The 21312-nt window shown below is 46.3% G+C and carries 21 protein-coding genes; 7 read left to right on the top strand and 14 right to left on the bottom strand.

The features are described 5' to 3' along the window. Positions 1–163: 163 nt before the first annotated feature. Positions 164–1009 (bottom strand): NADPH-dependent 7-cyano-7-deazaguanine reductase QueF, encoded by an 846-nt coding sequence (gene queF / locus AC3D28_RS07740; RefSeq protein WP_488534434.1) that lies wholly within the window; start codon positions 1007–1009, stop codon positions 164–166. Between the two features lie 108 nt (positions 1010–1117). On the opposite strand from queF, the gene syd reads away from it, so the two are divergent. Next, positions 1118–1663 carry a SecY-interacting protein gene (syd, locus tag AC3D28_RS07735; RefSeq protein WP_488534433.1) on the top strand — a complete coding sequence of 182 codons (546 nt, stop codon included), beginning with the start codon at positions 1118–1120 and terminating at the stop codon, positions 1661–1663. Positions 1664–1665: 2 nt separating this feature from the next. After that, a complete protein-coding gene (locus AC3D28_RS07730; protein ID WP_098414946.1) occupies positions 1666–2442 on the top strand; it encodes a Zn-ribbon-containing protein in 777 nt (258 codons plus the stop codon). A 123-nt stretch (positions 2443–2565) separates the two neighbouring features. Here AC3D28_RS07730 and AC3D28_RS07725 read toward each other — a convergent pair whose 3' ends face one another. The 3 genes from AC3D28_RS07725 to metN are packed head-to-tail and all read right to left on the bottom strand — an operon-like array spanning position 2566 to position 5109. After that, the gene (locus AC3D28_RS07725) at positions 2566–3375 is read right to left on the bottom strand and encodes a MetQ/NlpA family lipoprotein (RefSeq protein WP_098414947.1); all 810 of its coding nucleotides are present in this window, start codon (positions 3373–3375) and stop codon (positions 2566–2568) included. 32 nt (positions 3376–3407) lie between these two features. Beyond that, positions 3408–4085, bottom strand: a complete 678-nt coding sequence (locus tag AC3D28_RS07720; RefSeq protein WP_488534432.1) for a methionine ABC transporter permease — start codon at positions 4083–4085, stop codon at positions 3408–3410. Further along, a complete protein-coding gene (gene metN, locus AC3D28_RS07715; RefSeq protein WP_488534431.1) occupies positions 4075–5109 on the bottom strand; it encodes a methionine ABC transporter ATP-binding protein MetN in 1035 nt (344 codons plus the stop codon). The genes AC3D28_RS07720 and metN overlap by 11 nt, the downstream gene beginning before the upstream one ends. 340 nt (positions 5110–5449) lie before the next feature. Between metN and gmhB the strand changes: the two genes are divergently transcribed. The 4 genes from gmhB (at position 5450) to treC (ending at position 10432) form a co-directional block, all read left to right on the top strand. Continuing rightward, positions 5450–6001, top strand: coding sequence for a D-glycero-beta-D-manno-heptose 1,7-bisphosphate 7-phosphatase (gene gmhB / locus AC3D28_RS07710; RefSeq protein WP_488534430.1), 552 nt, complete (start codon positions 5450–5452; stop codon positions 5999–6001). 104 nt (positions 6002–6105) lie between these two features. Beyond that, a complete protein-coding gene (treR, locus tag AC3D28_RS07705) occupies positions 6106–7050 on the top strand; it encodes a trehalose operon repressor TreR (protein ID WP_098414951.1) in 945 nt (314 codons plus the stop codon). Positions 7051–7230: 180 nt separating this feature from the next. After that, positions 7231–8655: a PTS trehalose transporter subunit IIBC gene (treB, locus tag AC3D28_RS07700; RefSeq protein WP_488534429.1), complete on the top strand. Its 1425-nt coding sequence runs from the start codon at positions 7231–7233 to the stop codon at positions 8653–8655. Between the two features lie 91 nt (positions 8656–8746). Next, the gene (gene treC, locus AC3D28_RS07695; RefSeq protein ID WP_488534428.1) at positions 8747–10432 is read left to right on the top strand and encodes an alpha,alpha-phosphotrehalase; all 1686 of its coding nucleotides are present in this window, start codon (positions 8747–8749) and stop codon (positions 10430–10432) included. Positions 10433–10505: 73 nt separating this feature from the next. On the opposite strand, the gene AC3D28_RS07690 is transcribed toward treC, so the two are convergent. Beyond that, entirely contained in the window at positions 10506–11108 is a 603-nt protein-coding gene (locus AC3D28_RS07690) for a YitT family protein (RefSeq protein WP_098414954.1), read from the bottom strand. A 346-nt stretch (positions 11109–11454) separates the two neighbouring features. Here AC3D28_RS07690 and glyA point away from each other — a divergent pair, with 346 nt between their 5' ends. Continuing rightward, positions 11455–12705, top strand: coding sequence for a serine hydroxymethyltransferase (gene glyA / locus AC3D28_RS07685; protein ID WP_488534427.1), 1251 nt, complete (start codon positions 11455–11457; stop codon positions 12703–12705). 374 nt (positions 12706–13079) lie between these two features. Here the strand turns inward: glyA and lipA are convergent, their stop codons facing one another. From lipA to rsfS, 9 genes are all read right to left on the bottom strand, one after another. Continuing rightward, positions 13080–14045: a lipoyl synthase gene (lipA, locus tag AC3D28_RS07680; RefSeq protein ID WP_098414956.1), complete on the bottom strand. Its 966-nt coding sequence runs from the start codon at positions 14043–14045 to the stop codon at positions 13080–13082. Then, complete coding sequence (gene lipB, locus AC3D28_RS07675) at positions 14042–14704, bottom strand: lipoyl(octanoyl) transferase LipB (protein WP_098414957.1); 663 nt, start codon at positions 14702–14704, stop codon at positions 14042–14044. Before lipB ends, lipA begins: the two co-directional genes overlap by 4 nt. A 178-nt stretch (positions 14705–14882) precedes the next feature. Beyond that, positions 14883–15161: a DUF493 family protein YbeD gene (ybeD, locus tag AC3D28_RS07670; RefSeq protein ID WP_488534426.1), complete on the bottom strand. Its 279-nt coding sequence runs from the start codon at positions 15159–15161 to the stop codon at positions 14883–14885. A 139-nt stretch (positions 15162–15300) separates the two neighbouring features. Continuing rightward, positions 15301–16482, bottom strand: a complete 1182-nt coding sequence (locus AC3D28_RS07665; RefSeq protein WP_098414959.1) for a serine hydrolase — start codon at positions 16480–16482, stop codon at positions 15301–15303. Between the two features lie 91 nt (positions 16483–16573). Further along, positions 16574–17377 (bottom strand): septal ring lytic transglycosylase RlpA family protein, encoded by an 804-nt coding sequence (locus tag AC3D28_RS07660; protein WP_488534425.1) that lies wholly within the window; start codon positions 17375–17377, stop codon positions 16574–16576. Between the two features lie 2 nt (positions 17378–17379). Then, the gene (rodA, locus tag AC3D28_RS07655) at positions 17380–18501 is read right to left on the bottom strand and encodes a rod shape-determining protein RodA (protein WP_488534424.1); all 1122 of its coding nucleotides are present in this window, start codon (positions 18499–18501) and stop codon (positions 17380–17382) included. After that, a complete protein-coding gene (gene mrdA / locus AC3D28_RS07650; RefSeq protein WP_488534423.1) occupies positions 18501–20420 on the bottom strand; it encodes a penicillin-binding protein 2 in 1920 nt (639 codons plus the stop codon). Before mrdA ends, rodA begins: the two co-directional genes overlap by 1 nt. A gap of 29 nt (positions 20421–20449) precedes the next feature. Next, positions 20450–20920: a 23S rRNA (pseudouridine(1915)-N(3))-methyltransferase RlmH gene (gene rlmH, locus AC3D28_RS07645; protein ID WP_098414963.1), complete on the bottom strand. Its 471-nt coding sequence runs from the start codon at positions 20918–20920 to the stop codon at positions 20450–20452. Positions 20921–20924: 4 nt separating this feature from the next. Continuing rightward, positions 20925–21242, bottom strand: coding sequence for a ribosome silencing factor (gene rsfS, locus AC3D28_RS07640; protein ID WP_098414964.1), 318 nt, complete (start codon positions 21240–21242; stop codon positions 20925–20927). Positions 21243–21312: the final 70 nt, after the last annotated feature.

Here is a 21312-nt window from a genome sequence, read left to right as displayed (position 1 = left end):
CGCGAAATGCTTGCTGAGTACTCAAGCTTTTCATTTCTACAGTTTCTGGACGTTGACGAAATAGCATGGGAGTAGATTTAGTGGCATTGATAATAACATGGCTGGCAATAAAAACGTTCGGCAATCCTTTAGATTGCCGAACTTATTTCTGTCATTAAGATGATTATTGACGAGCCATGCGGTGGTTATGAGCTGGCTTGTCTTGGTCCGTAGAGCGGTATGGGTTGATATCCAAGCCACCACGGCGGGTATATCGTGCCAATACGGTCAGTTTACTTGGTTGGCAGTACTTCATTAGATCGGTAAAAATACGCTCTACGCATTGTTCGTGGAACTCGTTATGTTCACGGAATGACACCAAGTAACGCAGCAGCTTTTCACGATCAATTTTCGCGCCTTGGTAACGGATCTCTACGCTGCCCCAGTCAGGCTGGTTGGTGATCAAGCAGTTTGATTTCAGTAGGTGGCTATGTAGAACTTCTTCAACTTGTTCGTGACCTGCCGCGCCTTCAAGCAGATCAGCATCAAAATCGTAACTGGTCATTTCAATGTCCTGATCATCAATACATTCGCCTTTCATGGTGACGATAGGTTGGTTGGTGTAATGTGTGACAGGGTTGACGTGCACCAATACTGGCTCACCTGCGCACTCTGACAGATCTTGCGTCAAACGTTCTGCGACCTCTTTCCAGCTCGAAAATCGTGTTTGATTGTAGCTATTTAAGTAGAGTTTGAATGATTTCGACTCAATCAGGTTTGCGCTGGTTGCTGGGATGCATACCTCGCCAACGGCCACTTGTGGCAAGCCTTTGCTGTTTAACCAAGACAGTTCATACAGCGTCCAAAGATCATGGCCCATGAACGGCAGACTATTGCCTAACTCGAGATCATCGCGGTTTAGGCTGCGAGGTACGGGTTGCAGCAAGTTCGCGTCGTATTGGTTTGCGTACTCGGTCTTTTTGCCTAGGGTTAGGTCAGCAAGCTCTTTAGCGTCTGAATATTTACTCATACTTTGTGGTCGTTTTCGATTAGAATAGCGAGAATTTTACTGAATCCGCTGGTCAATTGCTATCTGGCAAACACGGCTATCTGCTAAATAAGGAATGAGGAGACCTTCATGACCCAAACCGTTACTCAGGCGTTACAAGACTTCAGCTTGCGCTATCAACAAGCTTGGCAAACGAAACACAATGAGTTGCCACGCAGTGAAGAGCTCGCCGATCTTGTTTCTCCATGTGTTGAAGAGAAACGCGGTGGGGCAGTATTGTGGAAAGCAGTACCGCGTGAAGCAACCGCGGATTTCACTAATGTAGAGAATGCGATTGAGTTATCACTGCAAGAAGACATTAAAGCCTTTTATGGATTTCAATACAGCGCAGATATGGAGGCAACTTGGCAAGGTAATACGCTGACATTGCTGCAAGTGTGGAGTGATGATGATTTCACGCGACTGCAAGAGAACATCTTGGGTCACTTGGTCACTCAACGCCGTCTTAAGCTTAAGCCCACGGTGTTCATTGCGACAACAGACGCTGAGTTGGATGTGATTTCTATCTGTAATCTAACGGGAAATGTGATTCTTGAGCGTTTAGGGACTTCTCAGCGTGATGTGCTCGCTGACAACCTAAGCGAGTTTCTACTTAAGCTAGAGGCCACAGTATAAGTATGTACGTTATAGAGTTGCAGTTTGAGTGTTTTGATAACACCACAGTCAGTGCGGTAGATAAAGCCATAAATGGTTTGATGGATGCACTGCGCTATAACGGCCAAGTGTTAGGACGAGAGTTTCCAATCGTGATGGGCGATGGTGAGTTTTTGGTCCGTGTGGTTTGTCCTGAGCAAGACAGTTTACACCCACGTTACCATTCCGACTTTGTCAAAGTATGCATGAATCGCTTATCGCAAGCCTCATTACTCGCGCCGAAAATGCGTATGCTTGGACGAGATTTAAACTCAGAAGAGGCCGCAGAGTCAGAGGCCCCAAGTTGGCAAGTGCTTTACACGACCTATGTGCACACTTGTTCACCACTGCGCAGCGGCGACACCTTGTTGCCGATTCCTCTTTACCGCAATACTCCCACGTTAAATGGCGACCATAAAGCCGTGATCAAATGGCAGACCGAGTGGCAAGCGTGTGATGAAATTCAGATGGCGGGTGGCTGCCGCGCAGAGCATGCGACCTTACATGAGATTTGCGATGTGGACAGCGTGTTGTTTCGACGTGGTTGGGACTTACGTGGCCGTATTGAATACATCACTCAGGTTCCAACGTATTATTACCAGTATCGCGTAGGCGGTCAGTCTCTCGACAGCGAAAAAGCACGACCGTGTCCAAAATGTGGCGGAGAGTGGTTACTGGACGAGCCATTACACGACATCTTCTATTTTAAATGTGATGACTGCCGAATTGTATCCAATATCTCTTGGGATCATATCAAGTAGCTGTTGGACGCTATGTATGGTTGCCACTGGCTTTGAAGCTCGGTAGTAGGCTTGAAGCAGCAAATAACAAAAGGGCTGATGTGCAAACATCAGCCCTTTTGTGTTCAAGTTAGTGATGGTGAATTACCAACCTTTCACTACGCCGCCTTTGAATAGCTCTTTCGCTGCTTCGTACACTTCTTCAGTTTGGTACGCCTTGACGAAGTTTTGTACGTTTTGAGCATTGACGTTTTCTTCACGCGCCACGATTAAGTTCACGTATGGTGACTCTTTATCTTCGACGAACACCCCATCACGCTCTGGAGATAGGTCAATAGAGCTTGCGTAAGTGGTGTTGATGATAGAAAGCGTTACGTCATCCAAAGAGCGTGGCAGTTGAGGCGCTTCTAGCTCAATGATTTCGACGTTCTTAGGGTTACCTACGATGTCACGAACGGTGGCTTGCAGACCAACCCCGTCGCGTAGCTCAATCAAACCTTGTTGCTCAAGAAGTAGCAGTGAACGACCTAGATTAGTCGGATCGTTAGGGACGGCGATGCGTGCGCCGTCTTGGATGTCTTCAACCGATTTTACTTGTTTTGAGTAACCAGCGATGGGGTAAACGAAAGAGTTACCTGCGATAGCCAGTTTGTAACCACGATCTTTCACTTGTTGGTCTAGGTATGGTTTGTGTTGGAATGCGTTAGCATCAACAGAACCATCGTCTAACGCTGCGTTTGGTGTCACGTAGTCCGTAAAAGTCACCAACTCCACATCCAAATTGTACTTTTCTTTGGCCACTTTCGCTGCCACTTCAGCAACTTGTGCTTCAGAGCCAGCAATAACGCCCACTTTGACCTTGTTTAGGTCTGTTTCTGTTTCGCCACAACCCACCAGAGTCAGTGCAGAAGCGGCAGTTACAACAGTCAAAAGGCTTTTGAGGCTAAATTTCATTTTTATCTCCTTATAATTTATATTTTCAATGTTTATCTGTGGTCTACACGACGCACCACTGCGTCACCGAGAGACTGAATAATTTGCACGAGAACAATCAACATCACGACTGTAACGGCCATGATCGTCGCATCGTAGCGGTGGAAACCGTAACGTATAGCGACATCACCTAAGCCGCCGCCGCCCACGGTGCCAGCCATGGCAGAGTAGCTTACTAGCGTGACGAGTGTGATGGTGACTGAGTTAATAATCGTCGGCATGGCTTCCGGTAGCAGCACTTTTGTGATGATTTGTGTTGGCGCGGCCCCCATAGATTGTGCGGCTTCAACCAGCCCAGTAGGAACTTCTAACAGAGCACCTTCAATCAGACGCGCGACGAATGGGATTGCACCAATGGTAAGCGGTACGATTGCTGCCGTTGTGCCAATAAAAGTGCCAACTAACATTTTTGTCACTGGAATAATCGCAACCATTAACACTAGAAAAGGCACCGAGCGTCCAACGTTAACAATGGCGCCTAACATACTATTAAGACGGGTGTTTTCTAATAAGCCGCCTTTTTTAGTAATGTGCAGAATGACACCCAAAGGGATGCCTACCGCGAAACCGACCAGGCCAGCGACCGCAACCATGTATAGGGTTTCCCATGTAGCCCCCAAAAGTAGCTTGCTGTTTAAACTCAGCCATTCAGAAATCGTATCAAAGGACATAACCAAGTACCTCTACTTTCACGTTGTGCTCACGCAGGAAATCAAGAGCTGCGTTATCATCTTTTTCATTACCAAACAGTTCAGCGACCATCATGCCGAATTTTACGCCACCAGCATAATCAAGGTCAGAACTTAAAATGCTCACATCAATGTTGTATTTACGAGAAATCTGCGACATCAGAGGTGCATCTACTGTGGTGCCTGTAAACTCCAAACGCACCAGAGGGTAGCTGCCTTCAACACGGGTTGGTTGTAGCCGAGCTTGGTAATCCTCTGGGATAGAAAGATCTAACGTTGAGCGAATAAATTGGTGCGCCAGTTCGGTTTTAGGGTGTGCGAAAATATTGCCGACGGTACCTTTTTCAACCAGTTCACCGCCACCAATGATCGCCACTTCGTGACAGATACTTTTCACCACTTCCATCTCATGGGTGATAAGCAAAATAGTGATGTTTAACTTGCGATTGATCTCTTTTAGTAATTCAAGAATGGACTGAGTGGTTGCCGGGTCTAACGCGCTGGTGGCTTCGTCACAAAGCAGCACGCTAGGATCGGATGCCAATGCGCGAGCAATCGCTACACGTTGCTTTTGACCGCCGCTGAGGTTCGCGGGATAGCTTTCATGTTTGTCTTGCAAACCAACCAGCTTGAGCAGCTCCGTGACTTTAGTTTGGATTTGCGATTTGCTTTTACCGGCCAGCTCTAAAGGCAAGGCGACATTATCGAAAACAGTGCGAGACGACAGTAGGTTAAAGTGCTGGAAAATCATACCAATGTTGCGGCGGGTTTCGACCAACTGTTTTTTGCTCAGTGTTGTGAGATCAACATTATCGACGATGATCGCGCCAGAGCTCGGCGCTTCAAGCATGTTTACACAGCGGATCAGGGTGCTTTTACCAGCACCAGATGAACCGATCACACCGAAGATGGTGCCCTTGGCGATGTGTAGGTTAATGTCTTTCAGGGCAAGAATTTCCTTACTGCCTTGGTAGAACACTTTATTGACGTTTTTAATTTCTATCATGTTTCAACCTGCCCAAAGATACGGGGGAACTTCGCTGTCAAAAACGGCCTTTGACAGAACTTAATGTTGAGCTCTAGCTCAATTCTCAGTTGATGCTATGGGTTAAGTAGAATGAAGTCAATAGATATTTTTACGTCTAGACGTCTAAAGGTATGGATGTTTTATTTCATAAATAACGCGGTGTAAGCTGTGAGTGGAAGGGAGAGAAGGGTCGCTGTAGAGTGACCGACTCTTGTTCAACAAATCAACGGTTTTAACAGCGCTGCCTGCCAATGAGGTAGTGTTGAGGGTGATAAGGGATGTATAATCTGACGAAACCGAATTAATAGAGAAAGACGTTTTGGCAAAACCTGCTGTTTTTATCGATCGTGATGGCGTGATTAACGTTGATCACGGCTACGTTCATGACGAACATGATTTTGAGTACATTGAAGGTGTGTTTGAAGCGACGAAAGCGCTGAAACAACAAGGCTATCTACTGGTGCTTGTGACCAACCAATCTGGCATCGCGCGCGGTAAATTCAGTGAGGATCGTTTCTTGTCACTGACCCAATGGATGGATTGGAATTTTGTCGAGCACGGTGTGGAATTTGATGGTATCTATTACTGCCCGCACCATCCTGAACAAGGTATCGGCGATTACAAGCAAGATTGTGATTGCCGCAAGCCAAAGCCAGGCATGTTCATTTCTGCTCGCGATTTTTTGAACATCGATATGGCGAAATCGGTCATGATTGGTGATAAAGCGGAAGATATGATGGCGGCTGAAGCGGCGGGTGTCGGCACTAAGATTTTGGTTCGCACTGGCAAACCGATCACTTCACAAGGTGAAGCGCTGGCGACGGTGGTGCTTGATAGCGTGGCTGACGTACCTGGATATCTACAGAAGTAATCCCCAAAAAGTGGTGTGTTTAAGGGAGGCGTTTGCTTCCCTTTTATTCTATTGCTGTTAAAGTTCAAACACCTAACTATTCACCTATCCTGATTTAGTCATTTATGAGCAAAAAACTCACCATTCTTGATATCGCGAAACTGGCTGGTGTCGGCAAGTCGACGGTAAGCCGAGTGTTAACCAACGACCCAAAAGTGAAACCACAAACGCGTAAGAAAGTTGAGCAAATCATTCGTGAGTCTGGTTACGTGCCGTCGAAATCTGCGCAGTCGATGCGTGGAGGCAGTCAAAAAGTCATTGGGGTGATTATCTCCCGTCTCGACTCTCCGTCCGAAAACCGCGCTGTCAGTACCATGCTTAATCGGTTGTACTCGGCAGGTTATGATGTGGTGATTATGGAGAGTCAGTTTGACCGTGATAAGACCAACGAACATTTGGAGGTGCTTAAGCGTCGCAATGTGGATGGTATCATCGTATTTGGTTTTACAGGGTGTGATGAGCGAGCGTTGGCGGAGTGGGGGAGCCGTATTGTTGTTATCGCGATGGATACCGATGAAGTGTCGTCTATCAATTACGATAACCAAGGCGTGATTGAAAAGGCACTGGCGTACATAACCCAGCGGTCACTTTCTCGTGTTGCCTACATTGGCGTTGACCCAGAAGATCGAACGACAGGCTTAGCTCGTTTGAATGCCTATAGAGCGTGGTGTGAGCGCAAACACATTGTCCCTTGTTTCCAGACAGGGAAACTCAACCATGAGAGTGCGTACCAGCTCGTCGATCAAGTGCTGCAAACCGATACGCAAGCGATTGTTTGCGCAAGTGATACCATTGCGCTGGGTGTGATAAAGCGTCTACAAGAGCTAGATCGAGAAGATGTAGTGGTAACAGGCGTAGGTGGAAATGAGCTGCTTTCTTTCCTTTTTCCTAAAATATTCAGCGTTGACCCCGGCTATGCCTATGCTGGTGAAAAAGCTGCTGAGATGCTGATTAATCAATTAAGTGGCGACGACTCAGTCGTTCACTTTACTCAACAGCCAGTCTGCTGAGCATCCTTCCTAAGAAATTCTGCTTTAAAATTATACTGTGATCACTCTCAATTAATGGGATTGTTCCCATTTTGTTTTTTGTCTTTGGGTGGCAATATTAAAATCAAGAAATGGGAATGTTCCCATTTATAAAAAATAAAATGATGAATCGAATGTATCCAATACAGGGTGGACAAAGTTATGAGTAAGATTGCGCGTAAAGACGTGGAGCGTCTTATTGAGCTGGTCGGGGGACCGGACAATATTGCCAGTGTAAGCCATTGTTTAACTCGCTTGCGTTTTGTTCTCAATGATACGGACAAAGCAGACACGAAACAGCTAGAAGCACTACCGATGGTGAAGGGCTGTTTTACCAACGCAGGCCAGTTCCAAGTGGTGATTGGTACTGAAGTCGATGAGGTTTACAAAGTACTGATCGAGCTAAGCGGTAAAAGTGAAGCGAGCAAAGACGAAGCAAAAAATTCCGCTCGCCAAAATATGAACATTATTGAACGCGGTATCTCACACCTTGCTGAAATCTTTGTTCCTTTATTGCCGGCAATCATTACCGGCGGTCTCATTCTTGGTTTCCGTAATGTCATTGGCGACATCAAGATGTTTGATGGCCAAACCTTGACAGAAATCAGCCAATTCTGGGCAACGGTCCACTCATTCCTGTGGTTGATTGGTGAAGCGATTTTCTTCTTCCTACCTGTTGGTGTGTGCTGGTCTACCGTGAAAAAGCTCGGCGGGACACCCATTCTTGGTATCACGCTGGGTGTGACGCTGGTTTCTCCTCAATTGATGAACGCCTACCTGATCGGTAAACAAGCCCCAGAAGTGTGGGACTTTGGGTTGTTCGTCATCGAAAAAGTCGGTTATCAAGCGCAAGTGATTCCTGCAATGTTGGCGGGGATCGCATTGGCGTTTATTGAAACGAATCTAAAACGCATCATTCCCTCTTACCTGTACTTAGTGGTGGTGCCGTTTGTTTCTATCATCATTTCTGTGATTCTTGCGCACTCTATCATTGGTCCATTTGGCCGTCTGTTAGGCGATGGCGTGGCATTCGCAGCGAAAGCCGCCATGACGGGTGACTTTGCAATGATTGGCTCGACCATTTTTGGCTTTCTGTATGCGCCACTGGTGATTACCGGTATTCATCACACTACCAACGCAGTAGACCTGCAGTTGATGCAAGAGTTAGGCGGCACACCAATTTGGCCTCTGATTGCACTTTCAAACATCGCTCAAGCGTCTGCAGTGGTTGGCATCATTATTATCAGCAAAAAACATGGCGAACGTGATATCTCTGTTCCAGCGGCCATCTCAGCGTACTTAGGTGTTACTGAGCCTGCGATGTACGGTATTAACCTAAAGTATAAATTCCCCATGTTAAGCGCGATGATCGGTAGTGCGTGTGCTGCCGCCATTTGTGGCAGTGCTGGCGTAATGGCTAACGGTATTGGTGTGGGTGGCTTACCAGGTATTTTATCGATTCAACCACAGTTCTGGGGTGTGTTTGCGGTGGCGATGTTAGTGGCGACGGTGGTTCCTGCGGCATTGACTTTGGTTCTCTATAAGCGAGCCAAAATCAAAGGAGAGCTTGAGACTGCAAGCGCGTAATTCAATCAGAGGTAGCGGTGTCGTTGCCTCTTCTTGTTTTTCTATTTTCAAATTTTTTAAGTTTCCGATGACTGGTAAGTGAGTGTTAGAAATGGCAATGACCAAGCATGATGAGAGCTGGTGGAAAACCGCAACCATCTACCAAATTTACCCAAAAAGCTTTTGTGACAGTGGAAGTAAAGGCACGGGCGATATTAGAGGGATCATTTCTAAACTGGATTATCTCAAGCACCTCGGTGTCGATGCGATTTGGCTGACGCCGGTGTATCAGTCGCCAATGATCGACAACGGGTATGACATTTCCGATTACTACGCGATCAACCCAGAGTTCGGCACGATGCAAGATTTTGAGAACTTGCTGGCAGAGGCGCACCTGCTGGGCATTCGTATCATCATGGACATCGTCGTCAACCATACGTCGACTGAGCATCAGTGGTTTCAATCGGCATTGGGTGATAAAAACAGCCCATACCGTGATTACTACATCTGGAAAGATCCGGTAGATGGCGCAGAGCCAAACAATTGGCAATCGAAGTTTGGTGGTAATGCGTGGGAGCTGGATGAAGCCACTGGGCAATATTACTTACACCTTTTCGCTAAAGAGCAGGCGGATTTGAACTGGGAAAATCCAGTAGTGCGTGAAGAAGTCAAAAAGGTGATCCGTTTTTGGGCAGAGAAAGGCGTGGATGGTTTCCGCCTCGACGTCATTAACCTAATTTCTAAACAGCAAGATTTCCCGAGTGATGATATTGGTGATGGCCGCCGTTTTTACACTGATGGGCCACGTGTGCATGAGTTTCTACAAGAAATCAGTGCCGCGGTATTCCAGAAATACGGTAGCGTGACCGTCGGTGAGATGTCGTCAACCACGCTAGAGCACTGCCAGCAATACTCTTCATTAGACGGTAAAGAGCTGTCGATGGTGTTCAACTTCCACCATCTGAAGGTCGATTATCCCAATGGTGAAAAATGGACCAAAGCACCGTTTGACTTCATTCAGTTAAAACAAATTTTCAACCATTGGCAAACGGGTTTGAATGGACAAGGTTGGGGGGCGCTATTTTGGTGTAACCACGACCAACCCCGTGTTGTTAGCCGTTTGGGCGACGATAAACAATACCGAGTGGAATCGGCCAAGATGCTCGCCGCGTCAGTGCACATGATGCAAGGTACGCCGTACATTTATCAAGGTGAAGAGATTGGTATGACCAATCCAGGCTATAGTCAGATCAATCAGTATCACGATGTAGAAAGCATCAATATGTACGATCTCATGGTGCATCGTGGTGGCGTGTCACACCACGACATGATGGCGATTCTGGCGCAGAAATCACGTGATAATTCGCGTACGCCAATGCAGTGGAATAGCCAAAAACATGCGGGTTTTACTCAAGGGACACCATGGCTTGAAGTGGCAAGTAATTATCCAGACATTAACGCAGAACACGCGATTGCGGATTTGAATTCCGTCTTCTATTTCTACAAGCGTTTGATTGAGCTACGTAAACAAGTACCAGTGATCACAGACGGCAGTTATGAAGACTTGCTACCAGAGCACCAACGTATTTTTGCTTATGTTCGTCAAAATGAGCGCCAAACGCTGCTGTGTATCAACAACTATTATGGCGAAGAGGTCGAGTGTGTTTTGCCGGAATATTTTGAAATGAACACAGCCAAGAACTTGCTTTCTAATTATCAAAATTCAGCCTGCGCGGTGGCCTCTCATCATCAAATATTACGACCGTACGAAACGCGAATTTTGTTGATAGAAGGCTAGGTGATTGACCTTCTAGGATTTCAATCTTAATCAAAAGGCTTTGGGGTGTTCTCCAAAGCCTTTTTTTGCGTCTTTAAGAGCCATAGGAGACGGAATAGCGGTGGGGTTTATGGTTCATTGCCAGTACGACATTCAGTGCCAATGCGCCGAAAATTGATAGAGCAACCACCTCAAGCGAGACAAAAAAGAACGAGGCGAACAGAATACACGCATCAATAGCCATTTGGCTTTTACCGACTGAAACACCGAATTTATCCTGAATGAACAAACAAAGCACGTTGAAGCCACCAAGGCTAGAACGATGTCTGAATAAGATCAGCATACCCAAGCCCATTAACAGGCCACCGATGAGCGCACAATAAACTTCGTTTACTGATTCCAGCGAAATCAGCAAATAAAGATGATCGGCAAAGATAGAGACTAAAGCGCCAGAAATTGCACTGTTAATGGCGAAATGACGGCCGAAGCGTTGCCATGCGAGTAAGTAAAAAGGACTGTTAGCCAAAAAATAAAGCGTACCAAACGTAAAAGGTGTAAATTGGCTGATAAGCAGAGCCAATCCGGTTGTCCCTCCAGTAAGAAGGTTTGCGGATTGGAGAAAGAAAACCCCTTGAGCGACCAAAAAGGTCCCAGTGAGAATTGCTATCCAGTCTTCTTTTAGTGAGTGTTTTTCCATCAAGTTTGCAGTCGTTGGTGATAAACAAGGCGAGCATAGTAGTAAAAAGATGATCTTTTCGGTAGTTAAAGGGTAAAATTTACGGTAAACCTATGTAATTGCTATTTTACAGGGTGTAAAGCCGAAAATTGACAGTCGATAAATCATGGTAGAGGTTTGCAGCATCGCCATGATATTTATTGTTTGTCATCATGAAAAAACTGCATGAGAAAAAGTGTAAATTTCTCTTTATGACCCAGATCGAATTATGTAGAATGCGCGCCATTAGAGTGACGAAAACGTTTGCGTAGGGTCATTCAACAGTTTTTTTGTAACTTTCAGTACTAATCTGAGTCAGGAGATACAGATGCTTAAGTGTGATATGAACATCGCAGATTACGATGCGGAACTGTTCGCAGCTATCCAGGAAGAAACTCTTCGTCAGGAAGAACACATTGAACTCATCGCCTCTGAAAACTACACAAGCCCACGTGTAATGGAAGCGCAAGGTTCTCAGCTAACGAACAAATACGCTGAAGGCTACCCAGGCAAGCGTTACTACGGCGGTTGTGAATACGTTGATAAAGCAGAACAGCTTGCTATCGATCGTGCATGTGAGCTTTTTGGGTGTGAATACGCGAACGTACAGCCTCACTCAGGTTCTCAAGCAAACAGCGCCGTATACATGGCGCTGCTCAACCCTGGCGACACGGTGCTAGGCATGAGTCTAGCGCACGGCGGTCATCTAACTCACGGCTCTCCGGTAAATTTCTCTGGTAAACACTACAATGTTATCCCTTATGGTATCGATGAGGCGGGTCAAATCAACTACGACGAGATGGAACAGCTCGCGCTTGAGCACAATCCTAAGATGATCATCGGTGGTTTTTCGGCTTACTCGCAAATCGTGGATTGGAAACGCATGCGTGAAATCGCAGATAAAGTGAACGCGTACCTATTCGTAGATATGGCACACGTAGCTGGCCTTATCGCAGCGGGTGAATACCCAACACCAGTACCACACGCACATGTTGTGACAACCACCACGCACAAAACGCTAGCTGGCCCACGTGGCGGTCTGATCCTGTCTAATGCAGGTGAAGAAATGTACAAGAAGCTCAACTCAGCGGTGTTCCCTGGTGGTCAAGGTGGCCCTCTAATGCACGTTATCGCTGGTAAAGCTGTCGCATTTAAAGAAGCGATGGAGCCAGAGTTTAAACAATACCAAGCTCGCGTCGTAAAAAACGCTAAGGCAATGGTTGGTCAGTTCCAAGAGCGCGGTTACAAAATTGTATCTAACAGTACAGAGAACCACTTATTCCTCGTAGACTTAATCGACAAAAATATCACTGGTAAAGATGCGGACGCAGCACTAGGTGCGGCAAACATTACTGTAAACAAAAACTCAGTACCAAATGATCCACGTAGCCCGTTCGTGACGTCTGGTATCCGAGTGGGTACGCCAGCAATCACTCGCCGTGGCTTCACTGAAGAAGATGCAAAAGAGTTAGCGAACTGGATGTGTGACGTTTTGGATAACATCGGCAATGAGGAAGTTATCGCAGCGACAAAACAGAAAGTACTAGCGATCTGTAAGCGTCTACCCGTTTACGCGTAATTTTCTTTGTAAACGTTAGCCTCATAGGCTGAGTCGATTTCGAAAAATCGCGAAATTCTAAGGTCCTCAATTGAGGGCCTTTTTGTTTTCTAACGTTTGGGTAAGTCCTCAGTATACTCCCTACAAGCGGGAGGGGTGACCTGTTCTGTTATTTTGAACCGTTGAGGAACGAACGTGATTCAGAATCTGTTTTCAGAGTGCTGTCTGCTTAGGGGAAAGGCTTAGAGTACCAGAGTGTGTGAAACAAGATTCCTGATTCCACTTAGGCTGGTCGGAATGACATGCACCGAATAAGAAGGGGTAGGGAGGCTTTTGTGTTGAGATACAAAAAGGTTGGTGAAAGACCAACCTTTTTGTTATTAAAAGCAAGTCGTTTATTTGATCTCAAGACCTTGCGCTTGCATATCGGCATGGTAAGAAGAACGAACGAATGGGCCACAGGCAGCGTGAGTGAAGCCTAGATCCAGTGCGATTTCTTTGAGCTCGTCAAACTCTGATGGCGGAACGTAACGCTCTACTGGCAGATGGTGACGGCTTGGCGCTAAGTATTGACCGAGAGTCAACATGGTGACGCCGTGTTCACGCAGGTCCTTGAGTACTTCAACAATTTCTTCTTTTGTCTCACCAAGCCCCATCATTAACCCTGATTTAGTCGGAATGTCTGGGTGCTGCTCTTTGAATTTTTTCAGTAATTGTAGAGACCATTTGTAGTTCGCGCCTGGGCGAGCTTTACGGTAAAGACGCGGTGCCGTTTCTAGGTTGTGGTTGAAGACATCTGGCGGGTTGTCTTTCATTAGATCAAGTGCCACATCCATACGACCACGGAAGTCAGGAACTAGTGTTTCAATCTTAATGTGGGGGTTCAACGCACGGATCTCGCGGTTACAGTCGGCAAAGTGCTGTGCACCACCATCACGCAGGTCGTCACGGTCTACAGAAGTGATGACGACGTATTTCAGCTTCATGTCGGCGATGGTTTTCGCCAGTTTTTGAGGCTCTTCTGCTTCAGGAGTCAGTGGGCGACCATGAGCAACATCACAGAAAGGACAACGACGGGTACAGATCGCACCTAAGATCATAAAGGTCGCTGTACCGTGGTTAAAACATTCCGCCAGATTAGGACAAGAGGCTTCTTCACATACTGAGTGAAGTTTGTTCTTGCGCATTGCCGCTTTGATGTCTTGAATTCGTTGGCTATCGGCTGGCAGCTTGATTTTCATCCAATCAGGCTTACGTAACACTTCTTTCTGCTCTGAAGGCATATTCTTTACGGGAATCAATGCCATTTTATCGGCGTCACGATATTTAACGCCTTTTTCCATCTGGATTGGTTTGCTCATGCTTTATTACCTTGAGAAGGTGCTTCTGTGCTGAATTCTACTCGCTCGTAATCGAGCAAAGTAACGAGTTCTTCTATTAATTGTTTTTCTACGGTTTCTACGTCGTCTGGGCCGCCAAACTGGTTAACCTGAACCATTTCCATGCCTTCATAACCACAAGGGTTAATACGTAGAAATGGTGTTAAGTCCATATTGACGTTCAGGGCTAAGCCATGGAACGAGCACCCTTTACGAATGCGTAAACCGAGAGAGCATATTTTCTTACCGTTGACATAAACGCCTGGAGCGTCAGGGCGTGCGGCTGCGTCGATATTGTATGCTTTTAATGTGTTGATCACGAGGTTCTCGATGTGTGTCACGAGATCTCGTACGCCCAATTTTTTACGACGTAAGTTGATCAAGAAGTAAGCCACAAGTTGACCCGGGCCATGATAAGTGACTTGACCACCGCGGTCGCTTTGTACAACAGGAATATCACCCGTATTAATCAGGTGCTCAGCTTTGCCAGCCTGACCTTGAGTGAATACTGGGTTATGTTCTACCAGCCAAACTTCATCAGGGGTTTCATCCGAGCGTTGATCGGTGAACTCATGCATTGCCTTCCATACCGGCTCATAGTCTTGGCGTCCAAGTCGTTTTACAACAAGTTGGTGTGGCATGGGAATTCCTGTCGCTAATATATAAAGTTTTTGGATTATAAACTGGATACACCAGATGCTCTACCGTTGAGTCACAGATTTTTAGCTAAAAGAAATAAACGGTCACAGTATCTGGCTGATAAATAAAAAGAAAGCAGCCGAAAGCTGCTTTCAAAAAAAATTTAATCCATCAAAAAAACTATAGAACCATGCGCACAATATCAATGTCACCTAACTCTTTGTATAGGGTTTCAACCTGCTCGATAGAGGTTGCCGTGATATTGATTGACACCGAGTGGTAGTTGCCCTTAGCACTTGGTTTTACTTTTGGGCTGTAGTCACCTGGAGCATGGCGCTGAATGACTTCAAGGATAAGTTCTGGAAGTTCAGGCTTTGCATGCCCCATTACCTTGTAAGTAAAAGAACAAGGGAACTCAAGCAGGTCTTTTAATTTTGCATCAGAGTTGATGGTTAGCATATCGGTAACTCCAGTTGGTATTCGTTGCGGTGCGAAATAGTACAGTCAAATAAAGGGGAACTCAAGATGAGGATCACAGACTTAAAAAGCCGCCATGGGAGGCGGCTTAGCGAGTATGTTTGCGACTCTAGGGTTCTATTTAGAAGAAACTCTTGAATAACAATACGATGTAATCCCACATGCGGCTGAATAGGCTACCTTGTTCTACGGTTTCTAGTGCCATCAGAGGGTATTCGGCAATATCTTTACCATCATCTGTTTGATAGTAGAGCTTACCAACGACATCACCTTTATTAATTGGGGCTTCTAGCTCTTTTTCAAGCACGAAGCTGGCTTTAAGATTTTTTGCTTCACCCCGAGGCAGCGTAACGTACGTGTCTTGGTCAAGGCCAAGTGCCACTGTATCTTTGTTACCCATCCATACTTTTTCTTCTACAAACGTTTCACCTGCTTTGTGTGGTGCCACCGTTTCGAAGAAGCGGAAGCCGTAGCTCAGGAGTTTTTTGCTTTCTGATTTACGTGCGTTCGCACTTTTTGTGCCCATAACAACGGCGATCAGACGCATTTTGCCTTCAGTTGCTGAGCTGACGAGGCTGTAACCTGCGTTGCTTGTATGGCCTGTTTTGATGCCGTCAACGTTCATGCTCTTGTCCCAAAGCAGACCGTTACGGTTGTATTGAGTAATGCCGTTATAAGTGAACTTTTTCTCAGCGTAAACGCGGTATTCGTTTGGCACGTCACGGATTAAAGCCTGACCAAGCAGCGCCATGTCGTATGGTGTAGAGTACAACTCTGCGTTATCTAAACCATGAACGTTGGCAAAGTGCGAGTTAGTCATGCCTAGCGTCTTTGTCCACGCATTCATTAAGTCAACAAAAGCGTCTTCTGAGCCCGCAATGTGCTCAGCCATTGCCACGCACGCATCGTTACCAGACTGGATGATGATACCTCGGTTTAAGTCACGTACTTTTACCGTGGTGCCAACTTCAATGAACATCTTTGAAGATTCTGGGAAGTTTTTTGCCCATGCATTTTGGCTGATGGTTACGTCATCATCTTCTGTAATATTACCACGCTCTAGCTCTTGGCCAATTACGTAGCTGGTCATCATCTTAGTCAGGCTAGCAGGAGACAATTTTGTGTTCATCTCTTTTTCTGCCAATACTTTCCCTGAATGGTAGTCCATCAATACGTAGCCTTTCGCCGCGATTTGCGGAGCATCGGGAACAACGACAGGTGATGCAAGAGCAGATTGAGCAAAGGTTGCAGAAAGGGCAACCGAAGAAACGAGAATAGATTTCACAAACTTATTTTTATTCATGGTAATTCAAATTTTTAGGTTAACTGCGGATATCTTATCAGAATCCCCAGTGATGTAAGAGAGGATTCAAGGAGAAATTCATGAACCAAGGTCATTTGGCAGTGTTGTGTTTTTTAATAAAGGCGGACGAATAGCCGAGTAACTTTACTTTATCTAGTGTGGCTTGCGTCAGGGAATAGTCAGTAAATGGCCCTAGCAGCAAGCGATAAGATTCTTTCGCGTTCTCAAGAAAAGTATCTGTATCCAGCTTTTGACCAAGCTCCGCGCCTAAAGTTCGCGCTCGATCTGGATTTTTTGATGAAACGACCTGAATAACGTATTTCGGATTTGCCTTTAAAGACTGTGTGTCTGTTGGCTGAGCGACGCTGATAACTTCAATTTCAACATTGGCGGTCCCTGTTTTTATTACATCTAGCTTATGTGCGGCCGCATAACTTAAATCGATGATTCGGCCGTCGTGAAATGGCCCACGGTCATTTACTCGTACAACGGTGGATTTACCGTTGTCGTTATTTGTGACCTTAACGTAACTTGGTAACGGCAGTGTTTTGTGGGCGGCGGTCATTGAGTACATGTCGTAGATTTCGCCGTTGGACGTTAAATGTCCCTGAAATTTATTACCGTACCAAGAGGCTCGGCCTTTTTCAGTAAAGCCTTTTGCGTTGCGAACGATCGTGTAGTCTTTACCGCGTAAGTGATAATCGCTGTTACCACCCAAGCTATAGGGTTCGTATTTTGGGTGCGCATCCTCAATGTGTTCGACTGAAAGTGGCGTTTCAGGTGCGACATCAGATTCAAGTTCGTAACGCCCTTCCTGTTTCTTTTGACTGGTGGATGAACAGCCCGCCAAAATAAGAGCAGAAAAAACGAAGGAATATAAAGCGCGTGTTTGCATGTCTAGGTCGCCTTAGAGAATGCTTTTCGGTGTGTATGGATCGACATCAAAATGCCAAAACCCGCCATCAAGGTCACCATTGAAGTACCGCCATAACTAATTAACGGTAACGGTACCCCTACTACTGGTAGGATGCCACTTACCATGCCGATGTTTACAAAAATATACACGAAGAAGCTGAGTACAACACTGCCTGCCATCATTCGTCCGAACGCGGTCTGCGCTTGACTGGCGAGATATAACCCTCGCCCAATGATAAAAAGATAGATGGCTAATAAGCAAAGAAAGCCAATCATACCCCATTCTTCAGCAATGACTGCAAAGATAAAGTCAGTATGTCGTTCAGGAAGGAACTCCAGTTGTGACTGTGTGCCTTGTAACCAACCTTTGCCGGAGATGCCACCGGAACCAATCGCTATTTTACTTTGAATGATGTGGTAACCCGCGCCGAGAGGGTCGGATTCTGGATTAAACAGCGTACGTACGCGGACTTTCTGATACTCGCGCATCAAGAAAAACCACAACACTGGAATAAAGCCACCTAGCGCAATCGCGGCGCCAGCAATGATTTTCCAGCTGATGCCTGCTAAGAAGATGACAAAAATACCGGAAGCGGCGATCAGAATCGAGGTGCCCAAGTCAGGCTGTTTCGCAATGAGTATGGTTGGTAAACAAACCATGATAAGGGCAACGAGCAATGTCTTTAACGTCGGGGGGAGAGGTTGTTTGCCTATATAGCGCGCGACCATCAGTGGCACCGCGAGTTTAAGCAGTTCTGATGGTTGGAATCGAACAAAACCTAAGTTCAACCAACGTTGTGCGCCTTTGGATGCTTCACCAAAAAATAGCACCCCAAACAGGAGTATGACTCCGCCCACAAACATCAACGGAGCCAAATTTTCATAAGTTCGAGGGGAGAGTTGAGCCAGAACAATCATGACCACCATGGACAACACCATGCGCATGGCTTGACGATCCATCATAAGCAAGCTTTGTCCGCTGGCGCTATACATGACCACCAAACCAAAAGCCATGAGAGCCAATATGCCAAGCAGAAGAGGTAAGTCGATATGGAAGCGCTCAAACAGGGCGCGGTTTTTACCTGTAGAGGGGTCCATTTTCATTACTGTGTTACCTCTTTCTTCGTATTGCTTTTATCAGATTTTATTTTTGCCGGGCCAAGTACGACTCGATCGAAAATCTTCCTAACGACTGGCGCGCCGTTGCTGGAACCACCACCGGCGTTTTCTAGTACGACCGTGACCACGGCTTTTGGGTTGTCAAATGGGGCAAAACCAGTGAACAAGGCATGGTCACGTAAGTGTTCTGCAATTTCATCCGCGTTGTACTCTTCGTTTTCACCCAAACCGAAGACCTGCGCTGTACCGGATTTTCCTGCGGTTTGATAACTCATTTTATAGAATGAACGGCGAGCGGTGCCACGTTTACCATGGTTTACACGGCGCATGCCTTCTTTTGCCATGTTCCAGTATTTCTGTGGCACGTTCTTGATCGGTGGGTAGGTAACGTATTCCGCAGCTTGTTGCTGTTCAAATTCACCGCCATTATCTATCGTTGCTTTTAGTAGATGAGGCGCGGCGACGACACCGTCGTTGACCAATACCGACGTTGCTTTTGCAATTTGCATGGGGGTAGAGGTCCAGTAGCCTTGCCCGATACCGACAGGGATAGTATCGCCTTTGTACCAAGGGGTGTTATGACGCGATCGTTTCCAGTCGCGAGTTGGCATATTGGCTTTACTTTCTTCGTAAATATCGATGCCAGTGTAGTCACCAAAGCCGAACATCATCATCCAGTTCGAAATACGGTCAATCCCCATGTCGTATGCGATTTGATAGTAAAACGTGTCGACAGACTCTTCGATTGATTTGATGATATCAACGTTTCCATGGCCCCAACGTAACCAGTCACGGAATGGACGAGTGTTGGAGTTGGGAATGCGCCAATACCCTGGGTCGTTACGGATCGTATTGGGTGTAACCACGCCTTCTTGTAGAGCTGCTACTGCCATAAATGGTTTAATAGTAGAGGCGGGCGGATAAATGCCAAGGGTGGTCCGATTAACCAAAGGACGGTCTTTATTGGTTAATAAGCCACGATACTCTTTACTTGAGATCCCGTGGACAAACGCATTAGGGTCATAACTTGGGCTTGATACCATCGCTAGTACGCCGTTGTCTCTTGGGTTAATCACTACAGCACCGCCTCGTCGACCATCAAGCAGTTGGTGTACGTAAAGTTGTAGGTTGATATCGAGGTTTAAGACAATGTCTTTACCGGGAATAGGTGGGACGTATTTTAAAGTGCGGATAACGCGGCCACGATTGTTCACTTCGACTTCTTGATACCCGGCAGTGCCGTGCAATAAGTCCTCGTAGTATTTTTCGATACCTAACTTTCCGATATCACGAGTGGCTTGATAGTTTGCGTCTTTTTCCTCACGAACAAGGCGCTGTATGTCGCGATCATTAATACGAGAAACGTAACCAATCACGTGCGTCAGGACTTCGCTAAACGGGTAGTAGCGTTTCAGTGTCGCGCTGATTTCAACACCAGGAAAACGGTATTGATTCACGGAAAAAACGGCGACCTGCTTTTCGTTGAGTTGAGTAAGCAGTGGAACTGACTTAAACCGACGGGTGCGTTTGCGCTCATGATGGAAGCGTTCAATTTTTTCTTGGGGAACATCCAGAATGGTTTGCAGTTCTGTGATGGTTTTATCAATATCTTTAATTTTTTCCGGCGTGAGCTCTAAGTTAAAGACAGGTCGATTTTCGGCTAATAAGACACCGTTACGATCGTAGATAAGCCCTCGATTTGGCGCAATCGGTACGACTTTGATGCGGTTGTCGTTGGAGCGAGTTTGGTAATCTTGGAACTGGTTCACCTGAATATTGTACATATTGGCGACCAGTAAGCCCATTAGAATGATGATGCCGATAAAAGCAACAATAGCGCGGCTGGCAAACAGGCGCGCCTCGGCTTGAAAATCTCGGATTTGACTGCGGCGTCTACGAATCATGAACGCTTGTCTCTGAATTTAAACAGCGATTATTCGCGGTGGTAAGGGTGGTTAGCAGTGATGCTCCACGCTCGGTATAAGCTTTCTGCCATGACAATGCGCACAAGTGGGTGCGGTAGCGTTAAGGCTGACAGTGACCAGCTTTGGTCTGCGGCGGCTTTACAGGCAGGCGCTAGCCCTTCAGGGCCACCAATTAAGATTGAAACATCACGACCATCTAATTTCCAAGCTTCTAACTGCACTGCTAGCTGTGAGGTGTCCCATTTTTTACCTGGGATATCCAACGTCACTATGCGGTTGCCTTTTGGCACCGCTGCCAGCATCGCTTCCCCTTCTTTTTGCAAGATGCGAGCAATATCAGCGTTTTTACCGCGCTTGCCAGCAGGAACTTCAATCAATTCCAGTGGCATATCGTGTGGGAAACGACGACGGTACTCCTGAAAGCCTTCTTCGACCCACTTTGGCATTTTGGTTCCAACGGCAATGAGTTGAATTTTCAAAAGATTAACCCCAGAGTTTATCTAGCTGGTACAGAGAGCGGTGTTCTTCTTGCATCACGTGTAGCATGGCATCGCCCATATCGAGGACCACCCATTCACCTTCCATTTCACCTTCCATCCCTAATGGTTCAAGACCGGCTTTCTTCACTTCAGTCGCAACATGGTCAGCAATGGAGGCAACGTGGCGCTTAGAAGTGCCAGTACAGATGACCATGTAATCTGTTATGCTCGATTTGTCTTCCACATTCAAGATGATGATGTTTTCCGCTTTCATATCGTCGGCTTTGTTTGCTAAAAAGTCTTTCAGTTCTTCGCGAAGCACTCGGTTTTCCTCGGTTTGTCTCGTATCTCTGGTGCGTTTTGCTCTATTGGCTGCAAAACAGGTCGCGCAC

Source organism: Vibrio sp. TAP-3B, assembly GCF_057784735.1.
Note: the sequence above shows the minus strand (reverse complement) of the source record. Positions and strands in the feature narration are given on the sequence as shown.